Below are 20,527 nucleotides of genomic sequence, written 5' to 3' on the forward strand. Positions count from 1 at the left end.
GTGGCATAGAGCGCCTGCCCGCACAAACCCGGCGGGCATATCAACCGGAGCGCCTGGCGCGCATGCTGGAAAGATAGCCGCGTATGGTTTCCTGCACGCCGGGCCTGGCGAAGTTTTCGTGCATCAGGGGCTCTAGCGCTTCGATGCGTCCGACGGCGCAATCGGGCGGCTCCCGCAACAAACGCGCCTTGCGGGCAATGACCAGCGCCTCGCGGCGCGCGATGTAGAACGCCAGGCGCTCGGCGGAAAGCCGCTCGAAGTCCTCGGTCGGCAACACATCGGTCACCAGTCCCAGGTCGCGGGCGGGCTCGGCCTTCAGCAGTTGGCCGCTGAGGCACAACTGGCGGGCCCGCGCGCCGCTGATCTTGGTTTCCAGCGCGGTCTGGACCATGACGGGGTACATGTTGAAAGCGATTTCCGGGCACGCGAGCGTGAGGTCCGCCGAGGCAATGACGATGTCCGTCAGCGCCAGCAGGATGACGCCGGCCCCCGCCGCCTTGCCTCGGGCGACAGCCAGGACGGGAGCCGGAGAGCGCGCCATGGCGGCCATCAGTTCACGCAGGCCCTGCCCCTGCGCTTGCAACAACGCCGCACTGCGGACGAACTCCTCGATATCGCCGCCGGCACAGAACAGGGAGGGCGAAGCGCTGCGGAGAACGATCAGCCCAATCCCTGCGGCCGGGGCGCTTTCAATCGCGCGCCGCAACACGTCGAGCATTTCCACGTTCAGGGCGTTGGCCTTGGCCGCACGGTCCAGGATCAGCGTACGGACGCCAGCGGCGTCGTGAACCAGCACATGGTGCGAGGATGCCGTCATTCGAACCTGCTCACGACCGCATCGAGCACCCAGGCCTGCCCCTCGCCCACTGCCAGCGGATTGATCTCGATTTCCGCCAGGTCCGGCCGCGCCAGGAATGCTTCGCACAACCCCGCAATCTGCCGAGCCAGAGCTGGCAGGTCAACGGCGCCGCGCCCCCGAAACCCCTGCAGCAGCTTGGCCGAGCGCAGGCCCTCGATCATTTCCCGGATGCCTTGAGCGTCCAGCGGCAGCAAACGGCAGACCACGTCGGGATCCAGCTCCACTTCCACCCCGCCGCGGCCCAGCGTCAAGGTGGGGCCGAATCGGACGTCGCGGCGTAGGCCCAGCAGCAATTCGTGGTCGAAGCGCTGCATGGATTCGAGCAGGATGCCCCTCGCGTCGATGCCCCTGTCGCTGGCGATTGCGCGCAGGCGCAGCAGGGCTGCTCGCAATTGCTCGTCGTCCATGATGCCGAGCACCACGCCGCCTATGTCGCTCTTGTGCAGGACAGTACTGGCCTGCAGCTTGGCGACGACGGGGTAAGCCAAGGGCGCGGGCAAGCGGTCGGGCATATCGCCGTCCACCAGCACGCCGTCGGGGATGCCGGCGGTTCCGAGTTCGCGCAATAGCGCCTTGCTGTCCCACTCAAGCAGAAACGCGATACTAGCGGCCGGCATCGCATCGCACCGGGGTGCCGGCAACGCCGGCGCCGTCAGCGCCGCATGGCGCAAGCCATTCAGACGCACAGCAGCGCCCAGGGCTGCAACCGCGGGCGGGATATCGCGGAACACGGGTATGCGCGCCTGCTCCAGCACACTCACCGACTCTTCCTTGGCGCCGATCCAGATCACCACGATGGGACGATGGGTACGCTGGCGCGCCTGGGCGATGGCGTCGGTGAACGCCGTGGCGATGCTGTGCATCAGGCCAACGAACAGCACGATGGCGTCGTTGCCCGGGTCTCGCGCCACGGCCTCCAGCGCCCTTGAAATGCTGGCGGTGTCCTGCACCACATTGCCGGTCAGGTCCAGCGGATTGGCCGCCTTGACGAAGGAAGGCAACACCGGCGCCAGCGCCTGGGCCGTCTGCGGCGCAAGCGCGGGCAGCTCCAGCGCCCAGCGTTCGGCTTCGTCCGCGATGAGCACGCCCGCGCCTCCCGACACGGACATGACGGCCAAGCGCTTGCCCTGCGGCACGCTGTCGAACAGGAACAGCCGGGCCACATCCATCATCTGGCCCAGCGAATCCACCCGCAGCGCGCCATGCTGACGCAGGCAGGCGTCATACAGGGCATCGTCGCCGGCCAGCGCTCCCGTATGCGAAGCAGCCGCCGCCGCGCCCGCCTGCGAGCGGCCCGCCTTGATCGCGATGACCGGCTTCCCGGCTGCCGCCGCGCGCAGCAGCGCCCGTCGGAACGCCAGGGAATCGCGGATATCCTCGACGTAAAGTCCGATGACGCGCGTCTGCGGATCGTCGGCAAGATAGGCAATGGCCGACGCCGCATCCATGTCGCACTCATTGCCGGTGGTGATCCATTTGCTGAATCCCAGGCCAGAACGCAGGCAGATGTCCATCCAGTACGCGCCCAACGCGCCACTCTGGCTGACGAAGGCGAAGCCGCCCTGCTTGATTGGCGTTTCCTCCAGTGCGGTGGTGAACGAGGCAATGAGTCCGGTGGCGCTATTGGCCACGCCCAGGCAGTTGGGGCCGAGTATCGTGACGCCTTGGGCCCGCGCTAGTTCGCCCAGCCTGCGTTGCAGCGCCGCGCCTTCTTCGCCCGTTTCGGAAAAGCCCGAAGAAAACACGACGAACGCCTTGACGCCGGCGGCCGCGCCCTCGCGGATCACATCCTCGACCAGCCCCGCCGGCGTACCGACTATGGCCAGATCCACCGGCTCACCTATCGCGGCCAACGAGGGATAGCTCTTGAGACCCTGCACCTGATCGCGCGTCGGATTGACCGGAAACAGTTTGCCGACAAAGCCGCGCGACAGCATGTAGGCCAAAGGTCGGCCGGCGATCTTCCCCGGATCGGCTGAAGCGCCCACGATGGCCACGCTGCGCGCCTCCAGCACGGCGGCCGCGCGCGCCGCCCCTGCCAGCGCCTGCGGTGACGCGCCGCCCACGATGTTCATGTCTTCCATCATTTCAGTTCGCATCGATGCCCGCCGTCTTGATGACCTGGTCCCAGCGCTTCATCTCGCCGTCCAGGAACTCGCTGAAAGCCTTCGGCGCGGAAGCTACCGGAATGACGCCCTGCCCCAGCAGACGCTTGCGCACGACGGGATCCTCGAACTCCGCGCGCACCGCTCCCTGCAATTTGTCGACGATGTTCTTGGGCACGCCGGCAGGCGCAACCAGGCCGAGCCAGGTATTGCCGTTGAACCCCGGCAAGCCGGATTCATTCAGCGTGGGATAGTCGGGATAGGCCGGCGACCGCTCCAATCCGGTAATCGCGATCAGCTTCAGCTTTCCTGACTTTACATAGGGTTCGGCCGAAAGCGCGTCGACGAACATCACCGAAAGCGACCCGCCGAGCAGATCCGTCAACGCCTGTGCGCTGCCCCGGTAAGGCACGTGCACCAGCTTGATGCCGGCGGCCTGCTGCAGCAACTCGCCTGAAAGATGATTGGATTGTCCGACGCCCGCAGAGCCGTATGTCAGGGTGCCTGGCTTGGACTTTGCCAGCGCGATGAACTCCTTGAGGTTGGACGCGGGGACCGCAGGATTGGCGACCAGGAAGTTGGTCAGCTCCACCATTTGCGTAATGTTGCTGAATCCGCGCGCGGTGTCGTACTGCAGCTTGGAATACATGCTGGGATTGATGGCGTGGCTGGTCGCTACCGCCCCCAAGGTGTAGCCGTCTCCCGGCGCGCGCGCCACTGCCTGCGTGCCGATGGTGCCACCGCCTCCCGGCAGGTTCTTGACCACGGCAGGCTGGCCCAGGCGTTCGATGCCGTGCGCGGCCGTGCGCGCGATAGTGTCCAGGATGCCGCCCGCCGAGGACGCCACGATCACCTCTATCGGTTTGGACGGGTAGACAGGCTCGGCACGGGCCGACCCTGAGCCCAAAGCCATAAAGGCAGCCGCAGCCAGGCTGGCCGCCCGCGACGAGAATGAGGATTGAAGCAGGGGTAATCCGGTCTTCATGTTGTCTCCTTTATTCTGTATAGCGAATATTTATCTTTATAGCGAATAAAGTCTAGGATTGACCCTCCGGCTTGTCAAGGACAAAACCGCCTGATCCGATGATTGACGCATCAATGAACGCTGGCTATTATATTTTTTAACGAGAATATTATTCTCTATAAAGAATTTAAAGATGCCCGACACGCCAAGGGTGACGGGCATCGCCAGCGGAGACAAAGGAGCATATCCGTGAGCTTGAGCTTTGCGTTTTCCAGTGAACACGAAGCCGTCCGCGATACCGTGCGGCGGCTTTGCCAGGATGAACTCGCCCCCCTGGTCTTCGATGCTGAAGAACAGGAAACCTTTCCGAAGCACGTCTTTGAACGCTGGGGCGATCTGGGCCTGCTGGGCGTGCGTTATCCGGAAGCCGATGGCGGCAGCGGCCTGGACAAAATCAGCGACTGCATCGTGCGCGAAGAGCTGAGTTACCTGTCCCAGGCGTTCGCCTCCACCTGGTCGGCCCATACGCATCTGGGCATCTGGCCCATATGGAAAGCGGGCACGCCGGCGCAGAAGGCGCGTTTCCTGGCGCCCGCGCTGGCCGGCCGGAAAGTGGCCGGCTTCGGCCTGAGCGAACCGGACGGCGGCTCCAACGTGCGCGCCATGAAGACCCGGGCCGAACGCGTTGAAGGCGGTTGGCGCCTGCATGGCAGCAAGCTTTACATCACGAATGCGCCCTTTGCCGACTTCCTGCTGGTAGCCGCGCGCACCAGTCCCGACCTCCGTCCTGACTCGATCAGCCTGTTCATCGTCGAACTGCCCAATCCTGGCTTCGAAATTTCCAAGCTCAAGAAGGAAGGGATACGCGCGTCGGAAACGGCGCTTATCCACATCGACAAGGCCTTCGTGCCCGACGATTGCCTGCTCGGCGAAACCGAAGGCACGTATCCGCTGATCCTGGAATCGCTCAGCGAAAACCGGGTCGGCGTGGCGGCCAATGCCCTGGGCATGGCGCGCGCGGCCTTCGATGCCGCCACCGCCTACGCCAACGACCGTCTGGTGGCCGGCAAGCGCATCGGCCAGTATCAGGCCATCGGCCACAAGCTTGCCGAGATGTCGGCGCAGATCGAAGCGGCCCGCTGGCTGGTCTATTACGGCGCCTGGCGCGTGGATCAGGGAACCCTGGACGCGGCCACGGCCGCGCGCGTCAAGCTGGTCGCCAGCGAAACCGCCGTTTCGGTCAGCGAGCAAGCCATCCGTATCTTCGGCGGCGCCGGCATCATGCGCGAGTATCCGGTCGGCCGCATCCACCGCGACGCGCTGGTCTACATCATCGGCGAAGGCACCAGCGAGATCCAGAAGAACATCATCGCCAACAGCCTGGGATTCAAGCCATGAACGACTATGTCCTGCGCGAGCGCCGCGGCGCGACACTCCTCATCACCCTGAACCGTCCCGAACGACGCAACGCCTTCGATCTCGAGGTGCGCCAAAGCCTGGCCGAAGCCGTGCTTCAAGCGCGCGACGACGACACGGTCAAAGCCGTGGTCATCACGGGCGCCCAGGGCGTGTTCTGTGCGGGCGGCGATCTGAAATCGCTGTCCGAGGCCAAACGGCCTGTGTACAAGGACCGGGATCGCATACGCCGTCTGCACACCTGGTTCCATGAGCTGGTCAATCTGGAAAAGCCCGTCATTGCCGCGGTGGACGGCCCCGCCTTTGGCGCGGGCTTCAATCTGGCATTGGCCTGCGATTTCATCCTGGGCACGCCGGGCGCGCGGTTCTGTGCCGTTTTCGGACGCATCGGCCTAGTGCCGGACCTGGGCGGCTTTTTCCTGTTGCCGCGCATCGTCGGTCTTCAGCGCGCCAAGGAACTCGTGTTCTCGGCACGCGAAGTGGACGCCGAAGAAGCGCGCGCCCTCGGCATCCTGTACCGCATCGTCCCGCCGCAATCCCTGCTGGACGAGGCATTGGCGCTTGCCGCCCGATTCCATGCCGCATCGACCGAAGCGCTGGGCATGTCGAAGAACATACTCAACCGCTCCTTCAACCTGGACCAGAACACGCTGGCCGAACTGGAGGCCCATGCCCAGGCGCTGGCTCTGCACACGGTCTACCACGACGACGCCGTGGCGCGCTTCCTGGACAAGCAGCCCCTCGCATTCAACTGGTCCGCCAAGCCCGGCAAGGACGGCGCCGCATGAGCATGAACGCCTACATCACTGGCGCCTGCGACACGCGCGTCGGCGAACTGCCAGGTTCCAGTTGCATGGGCCTGCACGCGGAAGCGGCATTCGGCGCGATACGCGACGCGGGCCTGGACCCCGGCGACATCGACGGCGTGTTGTGCGCCTATTCCTTTACCGAGCCGCACCTGATGCTCGGTTCCGTGTTCTGCGAATACGCGGGCCTGAATCCGAACTTCTGCACCGCGATACAGGCCGGCGGCGCCAGCGCCTGCATCATGGTCATGCAGGCGGCCGCCCTGGTGGCCAGCGGCCAGTGCAACCACGTCCTGGTCGTCGCGGGCGACAACCGTCTGACGGGGCTGTCCCGCGACGGCGCGGTGGCGGCGCTGGCCGAGGTCGGCCACCCGCAGTTCGAGCGCCCCTTCGGCATCAGCGTGCCCGCTTCCTATGCGCTGGTTGCGCAACGCTACATGCACGATTACGGTGTGACATCCGAGCACCTGGCAGCAATCGCCGTGGAGCACCGCCGCCATGCCGGCCGGCATCCCAAGGCCCACAAGCGCGAGCCGATCTCCATTGAGGACGTGTTGAACTCGCGCGAGATCAGCACGCCACTGCGCATGCTGGACTGCTGCCTGGTTTCCGACGGCGGCGCGGCGCTGGTGGTCAGCCGCCGCCCTGCCACCAACACCAGCCACCGTGCCGTGGAGATCCTGGGTGCGGGCCAGGGCCATACGCACGAACATATCGTGTCCGCACCCAGCCTGGTCGATTTCGGCTGCAAGGCCTCGTCGGCACGCGCGTTCGCGGCGGCCGGCCTGAAGCCCGCCGACATCGACGTCGCTCTCATCTACGACTCGTTCACCATCACCTTGCTGGTCGAACTTGAATCCATTGGATTCTTTGCGCGCGGCGAAGCCGGGCCCGCCGCCCTGCAAGGCCAGTTGGGCCTGGGCGGCGCCCTGCCCTGCAATACCCATGGCGGCCTGCTGTCCTATGGCCACTCCGGCGCGGCCGGCGGCATGTTCCATGCGGTCGAGGCCGTCCATCAATTGCGCGGCCAGGCGGATGCCCGCCAGGTGGATGGCGCCAACCTGGCCTTCGTGCACGGAGACGGCGGCATCCTTTCCGCCCACTGCTCACTCATCCTGGGAGCCGCCTGAAATGGAAAAGCCCTCCATACGCCCCACCGCGGAAACGCAGCCTTTCTGGCAAGGTTGCCGCGACCGCAAGCTGCGCTACCAGACCTGCGGCGAATGCGGCGCGGTGCAGCGCATTCCGCGCAGTGTCTGCACTCATTGCCACGGACAGCAGCTGAAGTGGAACGAATCCGCCGGACTGGGCACCGTGCTCAGCCATACCACGGTGCATCGTGCACCGAACGCGGCCTTCAAGGCCGAAGCGCCCTATGTAATCGCCCTGGTCGACCTGGACGAGGGATTCCGCTTGATGGTCAACACCCGCAATGACGCCAACTCGCCGCTCGCCATCGGCCAGCGGGTGCGGATCGGATTCGAGCCCCGCGGCGACCACCTGCTCCCGATTGCCGAACCGGAGACGCCATGAGCGCGCTGTATACCTATGACAGCTTTACCCCTGGTTCCGTGCTGGGCGAATGGGAAGAGCCGCTCGACGCGAGGCTGCTGGCGCTCTGGGAACGCCTGTTCGGCCAGCACGCGCAGGACGCACCGGCCAGGCAGGCCGGCCTGGCCGTCGCGCTGATGATGCGCGCCTACCTGAACGTGGTGACGCCGCGCCCGCCCGGCAACATCCATGCGCGGCAAGCGCTTTGCGTCCAAGGGTTGCCGCGCTCTGGCGAACGCGTACGTTCCACGGTGCGCTGCCTGGACAAGGAAATGCGGGGCGAACGTCGCTATCTACGACTTGAAGTCGCTGGCGAGGGCGCAACTGGACGCCCCCTCTATACCGGCCGAATGAATCTGATCTGGGCCGCCTAGGACACACCATGACGCCTACACTGGAAGAAGTATCCATGAAGGTCACTCAGGCGGACATCGATCTTTATGCCGAACTGACCAACGACTTCAATCCCCTGCACGTAGATCCGGCATTCGCCTCGGCCACGCCCATGGGCGGCACCATCGCCCACGGCACGCTGTCGGTCAACCTGATCTGGCAATCGCTGGCGCGCAGCTTCGGTGCCGCGGCGCTGGAACGATTCGACCTGGACATCCGCTTTCTCAAGCCGCTGCATGCCGGCGGCCTCATCACCGCAGGCGGCCAATGCGTGGCCGATGCGCCAGGGAGATATGACGTCTGGGTAAGAGATGCCGGCGGCGTCGCGCTGATCGCCGGCCACGTCACGCTAGCCGACGCCGGCGCACCGGCAGCCAACTGAACCAACCGGAAACAGCCATGCACCTGACCCACGAGCATCGCGAACTCGAACGGACCACCCGCCGCATCATCGCCGAACACCTGGACCCCTATCTGGACGAGTGGGAGGCCGAGCAGATTTTCCCTGCGCACCGCGTGATGAAGGCCTTCGGATCCGCCGGGCTGCTGGGCATAGGAAAGGCTGCCGAGTATGGTGGCATGGAGCTGGATTTCAGCTACGAAATGGTCTTCGCCGAGACCCTGGGCGAAGTCCGGTCCAGCGGGCTGACCTCGGCCATCGGCGTGCAAAGCACGATGTGCACTCCGGCCTTGGCGCATCACGGCAGCGATGCGCTCAAGCGCGCCTACCTGGCGCCCACCATCGCGGGAGATCTGGTCGGCTGCATCGGCGTAAGCGAAGCCTCGGCAGGCTCGGACGTGTCGCAGATAAAGACCTGGGCGCGGCGCGACGGCGACGACTACGTCATCAACGGATCGAAGATGTGGATCACCAATGGCGTGCAGGGCGACTGGATCTGCCTGCTGTGCAATACCTCGCAGGACGGCGGACCGCACAAGAACAAATCGCTCATCATCGTGCCATTGAACACTCCCGGCGTCAGCGTGTCGCGCAAGCTGGACAAGCTGGTGCTGCGCGCCTCCGATACGGCCGAACTGTTCTTCGACGACGTGCGGGTACCAGTCAGCAACCGCATCGGCGAAGAGAACATGGGCTTCATCTACCAGATGGAGCAGTTCCAGGAAGAACGCATGTTCGTCGCGGCGCGCAGCATGCGGTCGATGGAGCGGGCCATCGAAGAGACCATCGAATACGCCGGCCAGAGGCAAGTGTTCGGCGGCACAATCCTGTCCAATCAGGTGGTCTACCACAAGCTCGCCGAAATGCAGACCGAGATCCAGGCACTGCGCTCTCTGCTGTACCGTGCCATCGAGCAATACCTGGACGGCCAGGACATCGCCCAGTTCGCCTCCATGGCGAAGTACTACGCTGGCAAGCTGTCCATGAAGATTCCCAACGAATGCCTGCAGTTCTGGGGCGGCCAGGGCGTCATGAACGAGAACTGGATCTCTCGCGCCTATCGCGACCTGAGGCAGACGGCCATCGGCGGCGGCGCCAACGAGATCATGCTGGAAGTCATCGCGAAGACCATGGGCATACATCCCGGCAAGCGGGCGTAGCGCCGGTCCGCGTTCAGCCCGCCCCGCCCCGCTGCGCCATGTACGCATGCCGGAAATAGTCCCGCACCGCCTGCATGGCGGGCGACACTTCCGCGCCCCGGCGCCAGGCCAACCCGACGTTCATGGGCGGAATCGGGTCCTTGAGCTGTACCGTTTCAATCCGCCGCCCCTCCAGCGACCAGGGCCGGTAGACCATGTCCGACAGCAGGGCCACGCCGCTGCCGTTGGCCACCATGCTGCGCACCGCCTCGACGGATGAGGTGCGCAGCCGCACGTCGGGCTTGAAGGCGGTTTCGTTCCAGTAACGCAAGGCGGTGTAGGCCGCCTCGTCCACGGTCAGCATGATGAAGGGTTCGCGCGAGACGTCCTCCAGGGTAACGGCGTCCGCCGCAAGCAAGGGATGCCTGGCCGGCAGCCACAGGCGTCGCGGCGAGCCGAAGAAATGCTCCACCGCCAGATCCGGATTGGCGACGTTCGAGGTCAGCAGCACCGCCATGTCATAGCGGTTTGCGATCAGGCCTTCCTCGATTGCGCTGCGGTTCAGTTCGTGCAGCTGGATGTCCAGGCGCGGATACAGCTGAGACAGCCGCTGCAGGTGATACGGCAGGAAGTAGCCGATCACCGTATAGGACGCCGCCAGCAACAGGCGGCCCGAGACCTCTTCCGCCGTCGCCGGCATGCGCAGGGCCTCGTCGACCGACGACAGGATGTTGTAGGCGTGGTTCAAGAAGGTGCGGCCGCTGTGAGTCAGCGTCACGCCGTGGGCGCCCCGCAGGAACAACGCCGTGCCCACTGTCTCCTCCAGTTCGCGGATGGCGCTGGTGATGGCCGACTGGGATATCGCCAGCTGGATTGCCGCCTGCGAAATCTGGCCCAGTTCGGCTGCGGCGATGAAGTATTTGAGCTGACGTAGGGTAATCGACATGTCCGGTTTTATCTTTTTAATCGATATCTTTACCCCAGAATATCTGAATATTCTCTCTGCGATCCGATGCGTCTTATCAGGGGTATCCCTTATTTTTCATAGGAAAACCGTCGGAACGATGCTGCCAATTCGACGGATAGTTATCTAAAAAACAAATATTGATCGATCAATAAAAAGATCTTTTTGTCCCCCTCGGCCTTGGCTAATGTTCACGTCACACGCCGCGTCGAATGCGGCGAGCAACGCCAAGGAGCCTCCGGCAATGAGCAAACGCAGCATCGACCTCAACTCGGACATGGGGGAAGGATTCGGCCCGTGGACCATCGGGGACGGCGTGGACGAAGCGATCATGCCCTTGATCAGTTCGGCCAACATCGCCACGGGATTCCATGCAGGCGACCCTCGGATCATGAACCGCACGGTGTTGCAGGCCCGCGAACACGGCGTCTGCATCGGCGCCCATCCCGGCTTTCGCGACCTGGTCGGCTTCGGCCGGCGGGACATGCGCGAAAGCGCCGAAGCGCTGGTGCACGACATCGTCTATCAACTGGGCGCGCTGCGCGAATTCGCCCGACTGCACGGACTGCGCCTGCAGCACGTGAAGCCGCATGGCGCGCTGTACATGCAGGCCGCCCGCGACGAAGCCTTGTCGCGCCGTTTGATCGAAACGCTGCAGGAGCTGGAGCCCACGCTGGCGCTGTACTGCATGGAAAGCTCGGTCACCTACCGTCTGGCGCGCGAACTGAACCAGCCCGTGGTGCGCGAGTTCTACGCCGACCGCGACTACGACGCCAGCGGCTCCATCGTCTTCACCCGCTACACCCAGCCGCTGGACCCCGCCCAGGTCGCCGAAAAAGTGCTGCGCGCCTGCACCGAGGGCCGCGTGCGCACGGTCGAAGGCAAGGACATCCCCATCGACTTCGATTCCGTCTGCATACACAGCGACACGCCCGGCGCCCTGTCCCTGGTGCGCGCCACCCGCGAGAAGCTGGAAGCCCACGGTATCCGGATCGCGCCGCCCAGCGTGACCGGCCCCTGACCCCCTGCCGCCCGAACGACATTCCAAGGAGAAAACCATGCCGTTGCACGATATTCCCAGCCCCCTGCCCGGAACCTTCTACCGCCGCCCCAGCCCCGACGCTGCCCCCTTCGTGGAGCGGGGCGCCACGGTCGCCGCCGGCGCCGTGATCGGCATCGTCGAGGTCATGAAGCAGTTCAACCAGATCGAAACGCCCACCGGCGGCGTGGTGGCCGAGATCCTGGTGGAAGACGGCGAACCGGTGGAAGCCGGACAGCCCCTGCTGCGCATCGAGGGATAGGCCGCGCCATGTCCGATACCCATCTTCCCTACCGGCCGCGCAACATCCACAAGGTGCTGGTGGCCAACCGCGGCGAAATCGCCTTGCGCATCATCCGCGCCGCCCGCGAACTGGGCATGCGCACCGTGGCCGTATACAGCGAAGCGGACCGAGACGCGCTGGCCACGCGCATGGCCGACGAAGCGGTGCTCATCGGCCCCTCGCACGCGACGCGCAGCTATCTGAACACCGAAGCGCTGCTGGAGGCCGCCCGCAGCACCGGCGCCCAGGCAGTACATCCCGGCTACGGCTTCCTGTCGGAAAACGCGGCATTCGCGCAGGCCGTGAGCGACGCCGGCCTGATCTTCGTCGGGCCCGATGCCGCCACCATCCGCACGATGGGCGACAAGGCGGCGGCGCGCGCCTGCGCCCAGGCGGCCGGCGTGCCGACGGTGCCTGGCAGCGAAGGCGTGCTGTCATCGCTGGACGAAGCCCTGACCCATGCCGCCATCATTGGCTACCCGCTCATGATCAAGGCAGCCGCGGGCGGCGGCGGGCGCGGCATACGCGTGGTGCGCGACGAAGCCGAACTGCGCGCGCAGATGCCGCAGGCCCAGGCCGAGGCGCAGGCGGCCTTCGGCGAAGCCGGTGTATACCTGGAGCGCTATCTGCCGCGCGCGCGGCACATCGAAGTGCAGGTTCTGGGCGACGGCAGCAACGCCGTCCACCTGTATGAACGCGAATGCTCCCTGCAACGGCGCCGGCAGAAGGTATTGGAAGAAGCGCCCTCACCCGCCCTGAACCCCGCCACCCGGCAGAAACTATGCGAATCGGCGGCGCAACTGGCGCGCTCGGTCGGGTACCGGGGAGCGGGCACGCTGGAGTATCTGTATGACGACAGCCGCGGCGCCGGCGAGTTCTACTTCATCGAGATGAACACCCGCATCCAGGTCGAACACCCCATCACCGAAGCCATCACGGGCGTGGACCTGGTGCGCGAAATGCTGCGCATCGCCGACGGCGAACCCCTGCGCTTACGCCAGCAGGACATCGCCATCCGCGGCGCAGCGATCGAATGCCGCATCAACGCCGAAGACCCCAAGCGCAACTTCGCGCCCAGCCCTGGCAGGGTGGAACACGTGCGCTGGCCCGGCGGGCCCGGCGTGCGCGTGGACTCGATGCTGTATCCGGGCTGCGCCGTGCCGCCCTACTATGACTCGCTGCTGGCCAAGCTGATCGTCTGGGACGAGAGCCGCGCGGCGGCGCTGGCGCGCATGGCGCGCGCGCTCGACGAAGTGGAACTGACGGGCGTGCATTCAACGCTGGCCCTGCACCGCGAACTGCTGGAGGATGCGGACGTGCTGGCGGGCCGCTACCACACCAATTATCTTGAAGCCTGGATGCAAAGGGACCGGGAGGAAAACCAATGAGCTTGCGCTACACCCATGGCGGCGACGAGTTCATCTTCGTCGAGATCAGCGAGGACATGTCGCTGGAATCCTTCTTCAAGGGCATGGCGATCACGCGGGCGCTGCGCGAACGCGCGGTCGACGGCGTGACCGAGATCTGCCCGGCCAACGCGTCCTATCAAGTACGGTACGACCCCGACCGCATCGCGCCGGACGCCCTGCTGGCCCTGCTGCGCGAACTGGAGGCGGGCATAGACCTGGCCAACCTGACGCTGGCCACCCGCATCATCGAAGTGCCGGTGTACTACAACGACCCCTGGACCCACGAGACCCTGATGCGGTTTCGCGAAAGGCACCAGGATCCGGAATCCACCGACCTGGAGTACGCGGCCCGCATCAACGGCCACGACTCGGTGCAAGGCTTCATCGACGCCCACTCCGGTTCGCCCTGGTTCGTGTCCATGGTGGGCTTCGTGGCCGGGTTGCCCTTCATGTACCAGATGGTGGAACGCGAGCGCCAGTTGCAGGTTCCCAAATACCTGCGCCCCCGCACCGATACTCCCAAACACACGGTGGGACACGGCGGCTGCTTCGGCTGCATCTATTCGGTACGCGGCGCGGGCGGCTACCAGATGTTCGGCGTCACGCCAGCACCCATCTTCGAACCTGCCCAGCGCCAGGCGCATCTGCGCGATTCGATGGTGTTCTTCCGCCCGGGCGACATCGTGAAGTTCAAGCCCATCACCCGCGACGAGTACGACCAGGCCACGGCGCAGGTCGAGGCCGGCAGCTTCGACCTGCGCATCCGGCCCGTGTCGTTCTCGCTGGCCGAGTTCCAGCGCGCGCCCGATGCCTGCAACGCCCAACTGCTGGAGACGCTCCATGCCTAACGATCCCATCATCGAAGTCATCAAGCCCGGCCTGGCCACTTCGGTGCAGGACACGGGCCGCCTAGGCCACTACCACCTGGGCATACCGCCGTCCGGCGCGCTCGATCAGTACGCGCTGGCCGCCGCCAACCTGCTGGTGGGCAATGCCGCCGGCGACGCGGTACTGGAATGCACGCTGCTCGGCCCGGAGCTGTTGTTCCACCGCACCGCCGTGATTGCCGTGACGGGCGCCAGCATGATCCCCAAGATCGACGGCGTGGCGCAGGCCTGCAATGTGGCGCTGGCGGTGCAGGCCGGCAGCCGGCTGTCGTTCGACTTCGTGCAGGCCGGCGCCCGCGCCTGCCTGGCGGTCGCGGGCGGCATCGACGTCCCTGTGGTCCTGGGCAGCCGCTCGACCTACGCGCTGGGCGCTATCGGCGGGCACGAAGGCCGCAAGCTGCAGGCCGGCGACCGGCTGGCGGTGGGCCGGGCGTCCATCCGCACGCGCGTGGGCCGCGAACTGCCGGCCGCGTTGGCCGAGGCCCCGCCCAAGACGCAGACGCTGCGCGTGCTTCCGGGTCTATACGATCACCGCCTGGAGCCAGAATCCGCCGCCACTTTCTATGAAGACGCCTGGACCGTGACCTCCGAGGCCGATCGCATCGGCTACCGCTACAAGCAGGGCCGCCCGCTACGCTTTCGCGCCCGCGAGCAACCTTTCGGCGCGGGCGCCGATCCGTCGAACATCGTCGACGCCTGCTATCCCATCGGCTCCATCCAGGTGCCTGCGGGCGTGGAACCCATCATCCTGCATCGCGATGCGGTGTCCGGCGGCGGCTACGCCATGATAGGCACGGTCATCAGCGCCGACCTGGACAAGGTCGGTCAGATGCAGCCCAACCAGAGCGCCCATTTCGAGCGGGTGACGCTGGAGCAGGCGGTGGCCGCAAGGCGCGACTACCGCGCCCGCTTCGAGCGGCTGCATCAGGCGCTCAGCGGCTAATCCCCGGGGCGCGGCCGGTCCGCGCTCTTCTCCCGGTTTTTCTTATATCCCGGCCTTGCCCCCTGGCAAGGCCGGTGGGCGACCCGCGCCCGTTCCGCAGTCGAACCGCAGCATCCGATCCCGCCAGGAGATCCGACATGGCCAACATGACCCCACGCAAACCGTCCGATGAGACGGACAACTCGCTGCATGCCGTCGCCGACAGCGACCGCATGCCCCGCTACGCCCTCACCATGGCCTGGTGGGCCGTGTGCAGCGCCGTGTTCTACATCGTCGTCGGCGCCACGCTCGCGCTGAAATACGGCGCCCGCAACGCCATCATCGGCATGGTGCTGTCGGTGATCAGCTACGGGCTGATCAACGGCGTCATCAGCCGCTACGCCATCCGCAGCGGCCTGTCGGTGGCGCTGTTCTCGCGCCGGCTCTTCGGCACCTCGGGCGCGGCGCTGGCCACCCTGATCTTCTTCGCCACCGCCATCTACTACGCGGTGTTCGAAGGCGCGGTGATGTCGGTCGCCGCGCATCATCTTTATCCTGCCGTGCCGTACTGGCTGGTGGCGCTGGTGGTGGTCATCTACAGCGTGCTGTTGATCTTCGGCAGCGTGCAAACATGGCTCGACAAGTTCAACGGCGTGCTGCTGCCCTTCTATTTGCTGGGGTTGTTGCTGGCCGTGGTGATGGCGACGCAGGAATACGGCTACAGCGATGCCTGGCTGTCATTCGGTCCGCCCGAAGGCCCGGTCCCCGGCGGTTGGTGGGACGCCTTCGTGTACTACATGGGCGTATGGGTCCTGATGATGTTCACCTTCGACTATGCCCGCTTCGGCAAGCGCGAAGACCAGACCTACCATAGCCGCTACAACTTCGGCATGCCCTTTTATCTGGTGACCTTCCTGCTCAACGGCGTGGCCGGCATCTATCTGGTCAGCACCATCCCCAGCGACGCCGCGCTGTCGGAGGTGTCGGTGGTGCTGGCGCTGCTCAAGCTGATGGGCCTGGGCGGATTGCTGTTCGTGTGGATCACGCAGACCCGCATCAACACCGCCAACTACTACCTGGCCACCATCAACATGCAGGCATTCTTCGCGCGCTGGCCGGGCATGCGCTGGCCCAAGGCGATGTGGGCGGTCATCGTGGGCGCGGTGACGTATGCGCTGATGCTGCTGGACGTGTTCTCGTATCTGCTGCAGGCGCTCGCCTACCAGGGCATCTTCGTGGTGTCGTGGGTGGCGGTGGCCCTGGTGCACATTCTGGGCGACCAGGAGTCCGCGCCGCAACATGGCGGGGCCGCATTCAACCGCGCAGGCCTGGCCGGCTGGTTCGCAGGCGCGATTTGCGGCCTGGCGCTGATGCACACGGAGGGTTTCGCGGCGACGCTGGCCGCGCCGGCCAGCTTCGTGGTGTCGGCGCTGGTGTACCGGATCTGCTCCACGGCGGCGGCACGGATGCAGGCGCAGGGCGGCTAAGGCCGCGCTGCGGGCCGCGCGGCAAAACGCCCGGCCCGAAAACGTCCTGTGTACACTTTCCGCTGGTCCCGAAGCTGGCGGAAGAAAATGAAGATGCGCGAAGATTTGGCGGCATTGCGGCCGCAGCTCATACTGATCGCCCAGAGCGCGGATACCGGTGACGGCGCCCATGACCTGAGCCATCTGGAACGCGTATGGAAGGCCGCCAACAGCATGCTGGCCCACCACCCCGAAGCCGACGCCATGGTGGTCATGGCCGCCAGTTACCTGCATGACCTTGTCAACCTGCCCAAGAACCATCCCGACCGGGCGCGCGCATCGACCATGGCGGCTGACGAGGCCGTGCGTGAGCTGCAGGCCGCCGGCTATCCCTCAACCAAGCTCGCAGCCGTCCATCACGCCATCGAGGCCCACAGCTACTCCGCCAACATCCCGCCCCGGACCATCGAGGCCCGCATCGTGCAGGATGCCGACCGCCTGGATGCGCTTGGACCGGTGGGACTGGCCCGCATGTTCCATGTCGGCGGGCAACTGGGGCGGGCGCTTGCGCACCCCACCGACCCTATGGGCATGCATCGGCAACTGGACGACGGCGCCTACGCGCTGGATCACATCGAATTGAAGCTCGCACGCATCGCGGGAACCATGCAGACGGATGGCGGCCGCGCGCTTGCTGCCACGCGGCTGGACTGGATACGGCGGTTTCGTGATGAGTTCGTGGCAGATTGGTCGGCCTGATTCAGGTTCCCGCCCACGCCATCAATTGGCAGGCTGGCGGCGCCTGGCCGACAAACCCCGGATCCATCACAGCACGAAGCAATCCGCCGAAGCGCGCACCGTCATGTCGCTGACCGAAACGCCCCATGGTTGATCGATGGCCAGCAGGATCGCGTCGGCGATCGAGTCAGGCTCCACCGGCATATGCGACAGGCTCTCCGGATCGCGGAGATCAGGCGGCAGGGCCCCTTCCTGCAGGCCCTTTACCATTGCCATGAATTGCTCCATGTTGTTCCCGACTCTCCCGACGGCGGCAGCGTGGTTGGCTACGGACCCGCCAAGTCCGGTGTTGGGCACTCCGGTGGGGCTGATGGTCGTAACCTTGATCTTCCCGCGCGCCTCCGTCCTCACGGCTTCCGACATGAAATTGACTGCGGCTTTGGTGGCGCCGTAGATTGCCGCGCCCACTGCGGGGAAGTCCCCATAGATGGACGAGATGTTGATGAAGTGGCCCCGCCCCTGAAAGATCATCGCATCGTGGGCGGCAATCATGCCATTGAACACGCCCCTCATATTGATGTCGATACAACGCATCCAGGCATCGTAGGCACGCGAGTGATCCGCGACAAAAGCCAGCGGCATGATGCCTGCATTGTTGAGCATTACGTCGATCGAACCATAGCGCTGCACGCTGGCGCCGACGAGGCCTCTCAGGTCATCCAGAATGCGGACATCCGCGGCTAGGGCCTGCGCCCGGCCGCCCGCCGCGGTAATGCGCGCGACGGTTTCCGCCGCAGCGTCCGCGTCGATATCGCCGCACGTCACCAGCGCGCCACGGGCGGCGGCCTGCTGCGCGACCTGGCGTCCAAAGCCGCCGCCTGCCCCGGTAATGACGATGGTCTTGCCTGAGATGTAATCGCTCATGATTCTCTTCTCCAATGCCGCTATGCGAGGAGCCGCGCCATGCCGCATCGCCGCCGTGCGCATGACCTGCCGTTGCATCCACGCAAGTCGCGGACTGATCCGTGGGATACGGCAGAGCTGGCAGGAGGACCAACCCACGGCCATATTTCGTTGTCACACAATAATTAGAATTCTAATTCTATTATTGGAAGGTACTTGAGGCCGTTCAACGCGAGGTTTCCCTAGGCCGAGATCAGTGCTGGGCCAAGCACCTGTGACCGCCGTTCGTCCTGCAAACAACCTCCCCGTTATGACGTGGCAGCAACAGGCGCTTGATCGATAAGAGAGCGCATCTGCTACGGCATAATGTGGCACTTCAGGTTTGGATAGATGTTGTCATGGCAGCCCCTCCATCGCAGAAAACAACTACCAAGACAACGCGCGCTTCCAGGGAGCGGAAAGCCGCTCGCCCGGTCGCCCAATCACCGGGCGTTCCGCGCCCTCCCCGTCAGTTACGCAGCGAGGAGTCCCTGGCCAGGATGATCCGCGCCGGCCGCGAATTGATAGAACGGCACGCCAACCTGGACCTGGTACTGATTGGTGACGTGATACGTCTCGCGGACACATCCATCGGCGCGTTCTATGGCCGTTTCCAGGACAAAGAGACCTTTCTTGCGGCAGTCCTGGACGCTGCCGTCACGGAAAGCAAAGCGCAAGCCGATAATCTTGTCCGCCAAGACGCCGTCTGGACCGAAGGCACCGCCTCGGATATCGTCGCAGCCATGGTGGATTTTTACGTCGATGGCTGCCGCGAAAGCCAGGGGACTTTCAAGGCCGTGCTACAGGATTTCTCGATGGCCGAACGAGAATCGAGTCCGTTGGTCATCTTGAATCGCCATATGCATGCCCTGTTCGTGCCGGCCTTGGCTCGAAAAATGCCGGTCCAGGCGGGCGTGGACACAGAATTGGAAATCCAGATCGCCATGCAGATGCTGCTGGGAACGCTCAGTGCCATGATGCTGACGGACCCGGGTCCAATGCGCCTCCCGGATGATGCAATCAAGCAGCTGCTGACGGACAGGATGCGGCGGATGCTGCGCTTGACCTGAGGGTCAGCCCGGAAATGGCAAAAGGCCGTCAGCGACATGTCGCTGACGGCCTTTTTTCATTGGTCGGGGCGGTGGGATTCGAACTCACGACCCTCTGCTCCCAAAGCAGATGCGCTACCAGGCTGCGCTACGCCCCGAAGGGTGGCAACTATACCAGATCCCGGCCCGGTTGGCCTATGCGGCTGGGCCTGCGGGGCTGTTACGCGCTGGCGAGGATGTTCATGGTGCTGATTCCCGGCCGCCATGCGGGCAACGTCCAGGAGCAGCCCCGGCGGGCTCCGAGCAGGTGCTGCTGTAACAGCAAATGAAAAACGGCGCGCTGTCCGAACAGCGCGCCGCCATTTGCAGAGCCGAAACGCAACGGTCAGCCGAAGCGGCCCGTGATGTAGTCTTCCGTTTCCTTGCGCGAAGGCTTCACGAAGATCTGGTCGGTCTGGCCGAATTCCATCAGCTCGCCCAGGTACATGTAGGCGGTGTAGTCCGAGCAGCGCGCGGCCTGCTGCATGTTGTGCGTCACGATGACGACGGTGTAGTCGTTCTTCAGTTCGGCGATCAGCTCTTCGATCTTGGCGGTCGAAATCGGGTCCAGCGCCGAGCACGGCTCGTCCAGCAACAGCACTTCCGGCTTGATGGCCACGCCGCGCGCGATGCACAGGCGCTGTTGCTGGCCGCCCGACAGGCTGTTGCCGCTCTGGTGCAGCTTGTCCTTCACTTCGTTCCACAGCGCGGCCTTGCTCAGGGCCCATTCCACGCGCTCGTCCATTTCACCCTTGGACAGGCGCTCGAACAAGCGCACGCCGAAGGCGATGTTGTCGTAGATGCTCATGGGGAACGGCGTGGGCTTCTGGAACACCATGCCGACCTTGGCGCGGATCAGCGAGATGTCGGTCTTGGCCGTCAGCAGGTTTTCGCCGTCCAGGATGATTTCGCCCTCGGCGCGCTGGCCGGGGTAGAGCTCGAACATGCGGTTGAAGGTGCGCAGCAGCGTGGACTTGCCGCAGCCCGACGGGCCGATGAAGGCCGTGACCTTCTTCTCCTGGATCGACATGTTCACATTGCGGATCGCATGGAACTTGCCGTAGTAGAAGTTCAGGTTCTTGACCTCGATCTTGTTCTTGACGGCGGTAGCGGTGTTTTCCATTTGGTTTCCCTTGGCTCCGGCGCGCCCGGCGCG

At 64.9% G+C, this 20,527-nt stretch carries 21 protein-coding genes and 1 tRNA gene; 15 read left to right on the forward strand and 7 right to left on the reverse strand.

What is annotated here, in order from left to right:
• Positions 1–40: 40 nt before the first annotated feature.
• The 3 genes from HV793_RS28840 to HV793_RS28850 are packed head-to-tail and all read right to left on the reverse strand — an operon-like array spanning position 41 to position 3,949.
• Positions 41–817: an enoyl-CoA hydratase/isomerase family protein gene (locus tag HV793_RS28840; RefSeq protein WP_175214335.1), complete on the reverse strand. Its 777-nt coding sequence runs from the start codon at positions 815–817 to the stop codon at positions 41–43.
• A complete protein-coding gene (locus tag HV793_RS28845; RefSeq protein ID WP_425321817.1) occupies positions 814–2,958 on the reverse strand; it encodes an acetate--CoA ligase family protein in 2,145 nt (714 codons plus the stop codon). The genes HV793_RS28840 and HV793_RS28845 overlap by 4 nt, the downstream gene beginning before the upstream one ends.
• The gene (locus tag HV793_RS28850; protein ID WP_054457858.1) at positions 2,948–3,949 is read right to left on the reverse strand and encodes a tripartite tricarboxylate transporter substrate binding protein; all 1,002 of its coding nucleotides are present in this window, start codon (positions 3,947–3,949) and stop codon (positions 2,948–2,950) included. Before HV793_RS28850 ends, HV793_RS28845 begins: the two co-directional genes overlap by 11 nt.
• Positions 3,950–4,177: 228 nt before the next feature.
• On the opposite strand from HV793_RS28850, the gene HV793_RS28855 reads away from it, so the two are divergent.
• From HV793_RS28855 to HV793_RS28885, 7 genes are read left to right on the forward strand one after another with little or no spacing between them, the layout of a single operon-like run.
• Entirely contained in the window at positions 4,178–5,326 is a 1,149-nt protein-coding gene (locus HV793_RS28855) for an acyl-CoA dehydrogenase family protein (RefSeq protein ID WP_054457859.1), read from the forward strand.
• The gene (locus tag HV793_RS28860) at positions 5,323–6,132 is read left to right on the forward strand and encodes an enoyl-CoA hydratase/isomerase family protein (RefSeq protein ID WP_054457860.1); all 810 of its coding nucleotides are present in this window, start codon (positions 5,323–5,325) and stop codon (positions 6,130–6,132) included. The genes HV793_RS28855 and HV793_RS28860 overlap by 4 nt, the downstream gene beginning before the upstream one ends.
• Positions 6,129–7,280, forward strand: a complete 1,152-nt coding sequence (locus HV793_RS28865) for a thiolase family protein (RefSeq protein WP_175214336.1) — start codon at positions 6,129–6,131, stop codon at positions 7,278–7,280. Before HV793_RS28860 ends, HV793_RS28865 begins: the two co-directional genes overlap by 4 nt.
• A gap of 1 nt (position 7,281) precedes the next feature.
• Positions 7,282–7,683, forward strand: coding sequence for a Zn-ribbon domain-containing OB-fold protein (locus HV793_RS28870; RefSeq protein ID WP_119450625.1), 402 nt, complete (start codon positions 7,282–7,284; stop codon positions 7,681–7,683).
• Entirely contained in the window at positions 7,680–8,075 is a 396-nt protein-coding gene (locus HV793_RS28875; protein ID WP_119450624.1) for a hypothetical protein, read from the forward strand. Before HV793_RS28870 ends, HV793_RS28875 begins: the two co-directional genes overlap by 4 nt.
• Before the next feature lie 8 nt (positions 8,076–8,083).
• Positions 8,084–8,476, forward strand: coding sequence for a MaoC family dehydratase (locus HV793_RS28880; RefSeq protein WP_119450623.1), 393 nt, complete (start codon positions 8,084–8,086; stop codon positions 8,474–8,476).
• Between the two features lie 17 nt (positions 8,477–8,493).
• Positions 8,494–9,654 (forward strand): acyl-CoA dehydrogenase family protein, encoded by a 1,161-nt coding sequence (locus HV793_RS28885; RefSeq protein WP_175214337.1) that lies wholly within the window; start codon positions 8,494–8,496, stop codon positions 9,652–9,654.
• 13 nt (positions 9,655–9,667) lie between these two features.
• On the opposite strand, the gene HV793_RS28890 is transcribed toward HV793_RS28885, so the two are convergent.
• A complete protein-coding gene (locus tag HV793_RS28890) occupies positions 9,668–10,579 on the reverse strand; it encodes a LysR family transcriptional regulator (RefSeq protein ID WP_175214338.1) in 912 nt (303 codons plus the stop codon).
• Positions 10,580–10,841: 262 nt separating this feature from the next.
• On the opposite strand from HV793_RS28890, the gene HV793_RS28895 reads away from it, so the two are divergent.
• The 7 genes from HV793_RS28895 (at position 10,842) to HV793_RS28925 (ending at position 17,362) form a co-directional block, all read left to right on the forward strand.
• On the forward strand, positions 10,842–11,618 hold the full coding sequence (locus HV793_RS28895; RefSeq protein WP_054457867.1) for a 5-oxoprolinase subunit PxpA: 777 nt from the start codon (positions 10,842–10,844) through the stop codon (positions 11,616–11,618).
• A 37-nt stretch (positions 11,619–11,655) separates the two neighbouring features.
• Positions 11,656–11,898 carry an acetyl-CoA carboxylase gene (locus tag HV793_RS28900; RefSeq protein ID WP_119450622.1) on the forward strand — a complete coding sequence of 81 codons (243 nt, stop codon included), beginning with the start codon at positions 11,656–11,658 and terminating at the stop codon, positions 11,896–11,898.
• An 8-nt stretch (positions 11,899–11,906) separates the two neighbouring features.
• On the forward strand, positions 11,907–13,307 hold the full coding sequence (locus HV793_RS28905) for an acetyl-CoA carboxylase biotin carboxylase subunit (RefSeq protein ID WP_175214339.1): 1,401 nt from the start codon (positions 11,907–11,909) through the stop codon (positions 13,305–13,307).
• Positions 13,304–14,176 carry a 5-oxoprolinase subunit B family protein gene (locus HV793_RS28910; RefSeq protein WP_119450620.1) on the forward strand — a complete coding sequence of 291 codons (873 nt, stop codon included), beginning with the start codon at positions 13,304–13,306 and terminating at the stop codon, positions 14,174–14,176. Before HV793_RS28905 ends, HV793_RS28910 begins: the two co-directional genes overlap by 4 nt.
• Positions 14,169–15,158: a 5-oxoprolinase subunit C family protein gene (locus HV793_RS28915; protein ID WP_054457871.1), complete on the forward strand. Its 990-nt coding sequence runs from the start codon at positions 14,169–14,171 to the stop codon at positions 15,156–15,158. Before HV793_RS28910 ends, HV793_RS28915 begins: the two co-directional genes overlap by 8 nt.
• A 137-nt stretch (positions 15,159–15,295) precedes the next feature.
• The gene (locus tag HV793_RS28920) at positions 15,296–16,624 is read left to right on the forward strand and encodes a purine-cytosine permease family protein (RefSeq protein WP_119450618.1); all 1,329 of its coding nucleotides are present in this window, start codon (positions 15,296–15,298) and stop codon (positions 16,622–16,624) included.
• A gap of 87 nt (positions 16,625–16,711) precedes the next feature.
• Positions 16,712–17,362 carry an HD domain-containing protein gene (locus tag HV793_RS28925; RefSeq protein WP_175214340.1) on the forward strand — a complete coding sequence of 217 codons (651 nt, stop codon included), beginning with the start codon at positions 16,712–16,714 and terminating at the stop codon, positions 17,360–17,362.
• A 66-nt stretch (positions 17,363–17,428) separates the two neighbouring features.
• Here HV793_RS28925 and HV793_RS28930 read toward each other — a convergent pair whose 3' ends face one another.
• Positions 17,429–18,265: an SDR family oxidoreductase gene (locus HV793_RS28930; protein ID WP_125471439.1), complete on the reverse strand. Its 837-nt coding sequence runs from the start codon at positions 18,263–18,265 to the stop codon at positions 17,429–17,431.
• Positions 18,266–18,783: 518 nt separating this feature from the next.
• Here HV793_RS28930 and HV793_RS28935 point away from each other — a divergent pair.
• Complete coding sequence (locus tag HV793_RS28935; protein ID WP_225591306.1) at positions 18,784–19,353, forward strand: TetR/AcrR family transcriptional regulator; 570 nt, start codon at positions 18,784–18,786, stop codon at positions 19,351–19,353.
• Between the two features lie 60 nt (positions 19,354–19,413).
• Here the strand turns inward: HV793_RS28935 and HV793_RS28940 are convergent.
• A tRNA-Pro gene (locus HV793_RS28940) sits at positions 19,414–19,490 on the reverse strand.
• A 227-nt stretch (positions 19,491–19,717) separates the two neighbouring features.
• Positions 19,718–20,494: a phosphate ABC transporter ATP-binding protein PstB gene (gene pstB / locus HV793_RS28945; protein WP_006221056.1), complete on the reverse strand. Its 777-nt coding sequence runs from the start codon at positions 20,492–20,494 to the stop codon at positions 19,718–19,720.
• Positions 20,495–20,527: the final 33 nt, after the last annotated feature.

The organism is Achromobacter aegrifaciens, from assembly GCF_902859965.1.
Classification (GTDB): Bacteria; Pseudomonadota; Gammaproteobacteria; order Burkholderiales; family Burkholderiaceae_B; genus Achromobacter; species Achromobacter aegrifaciens.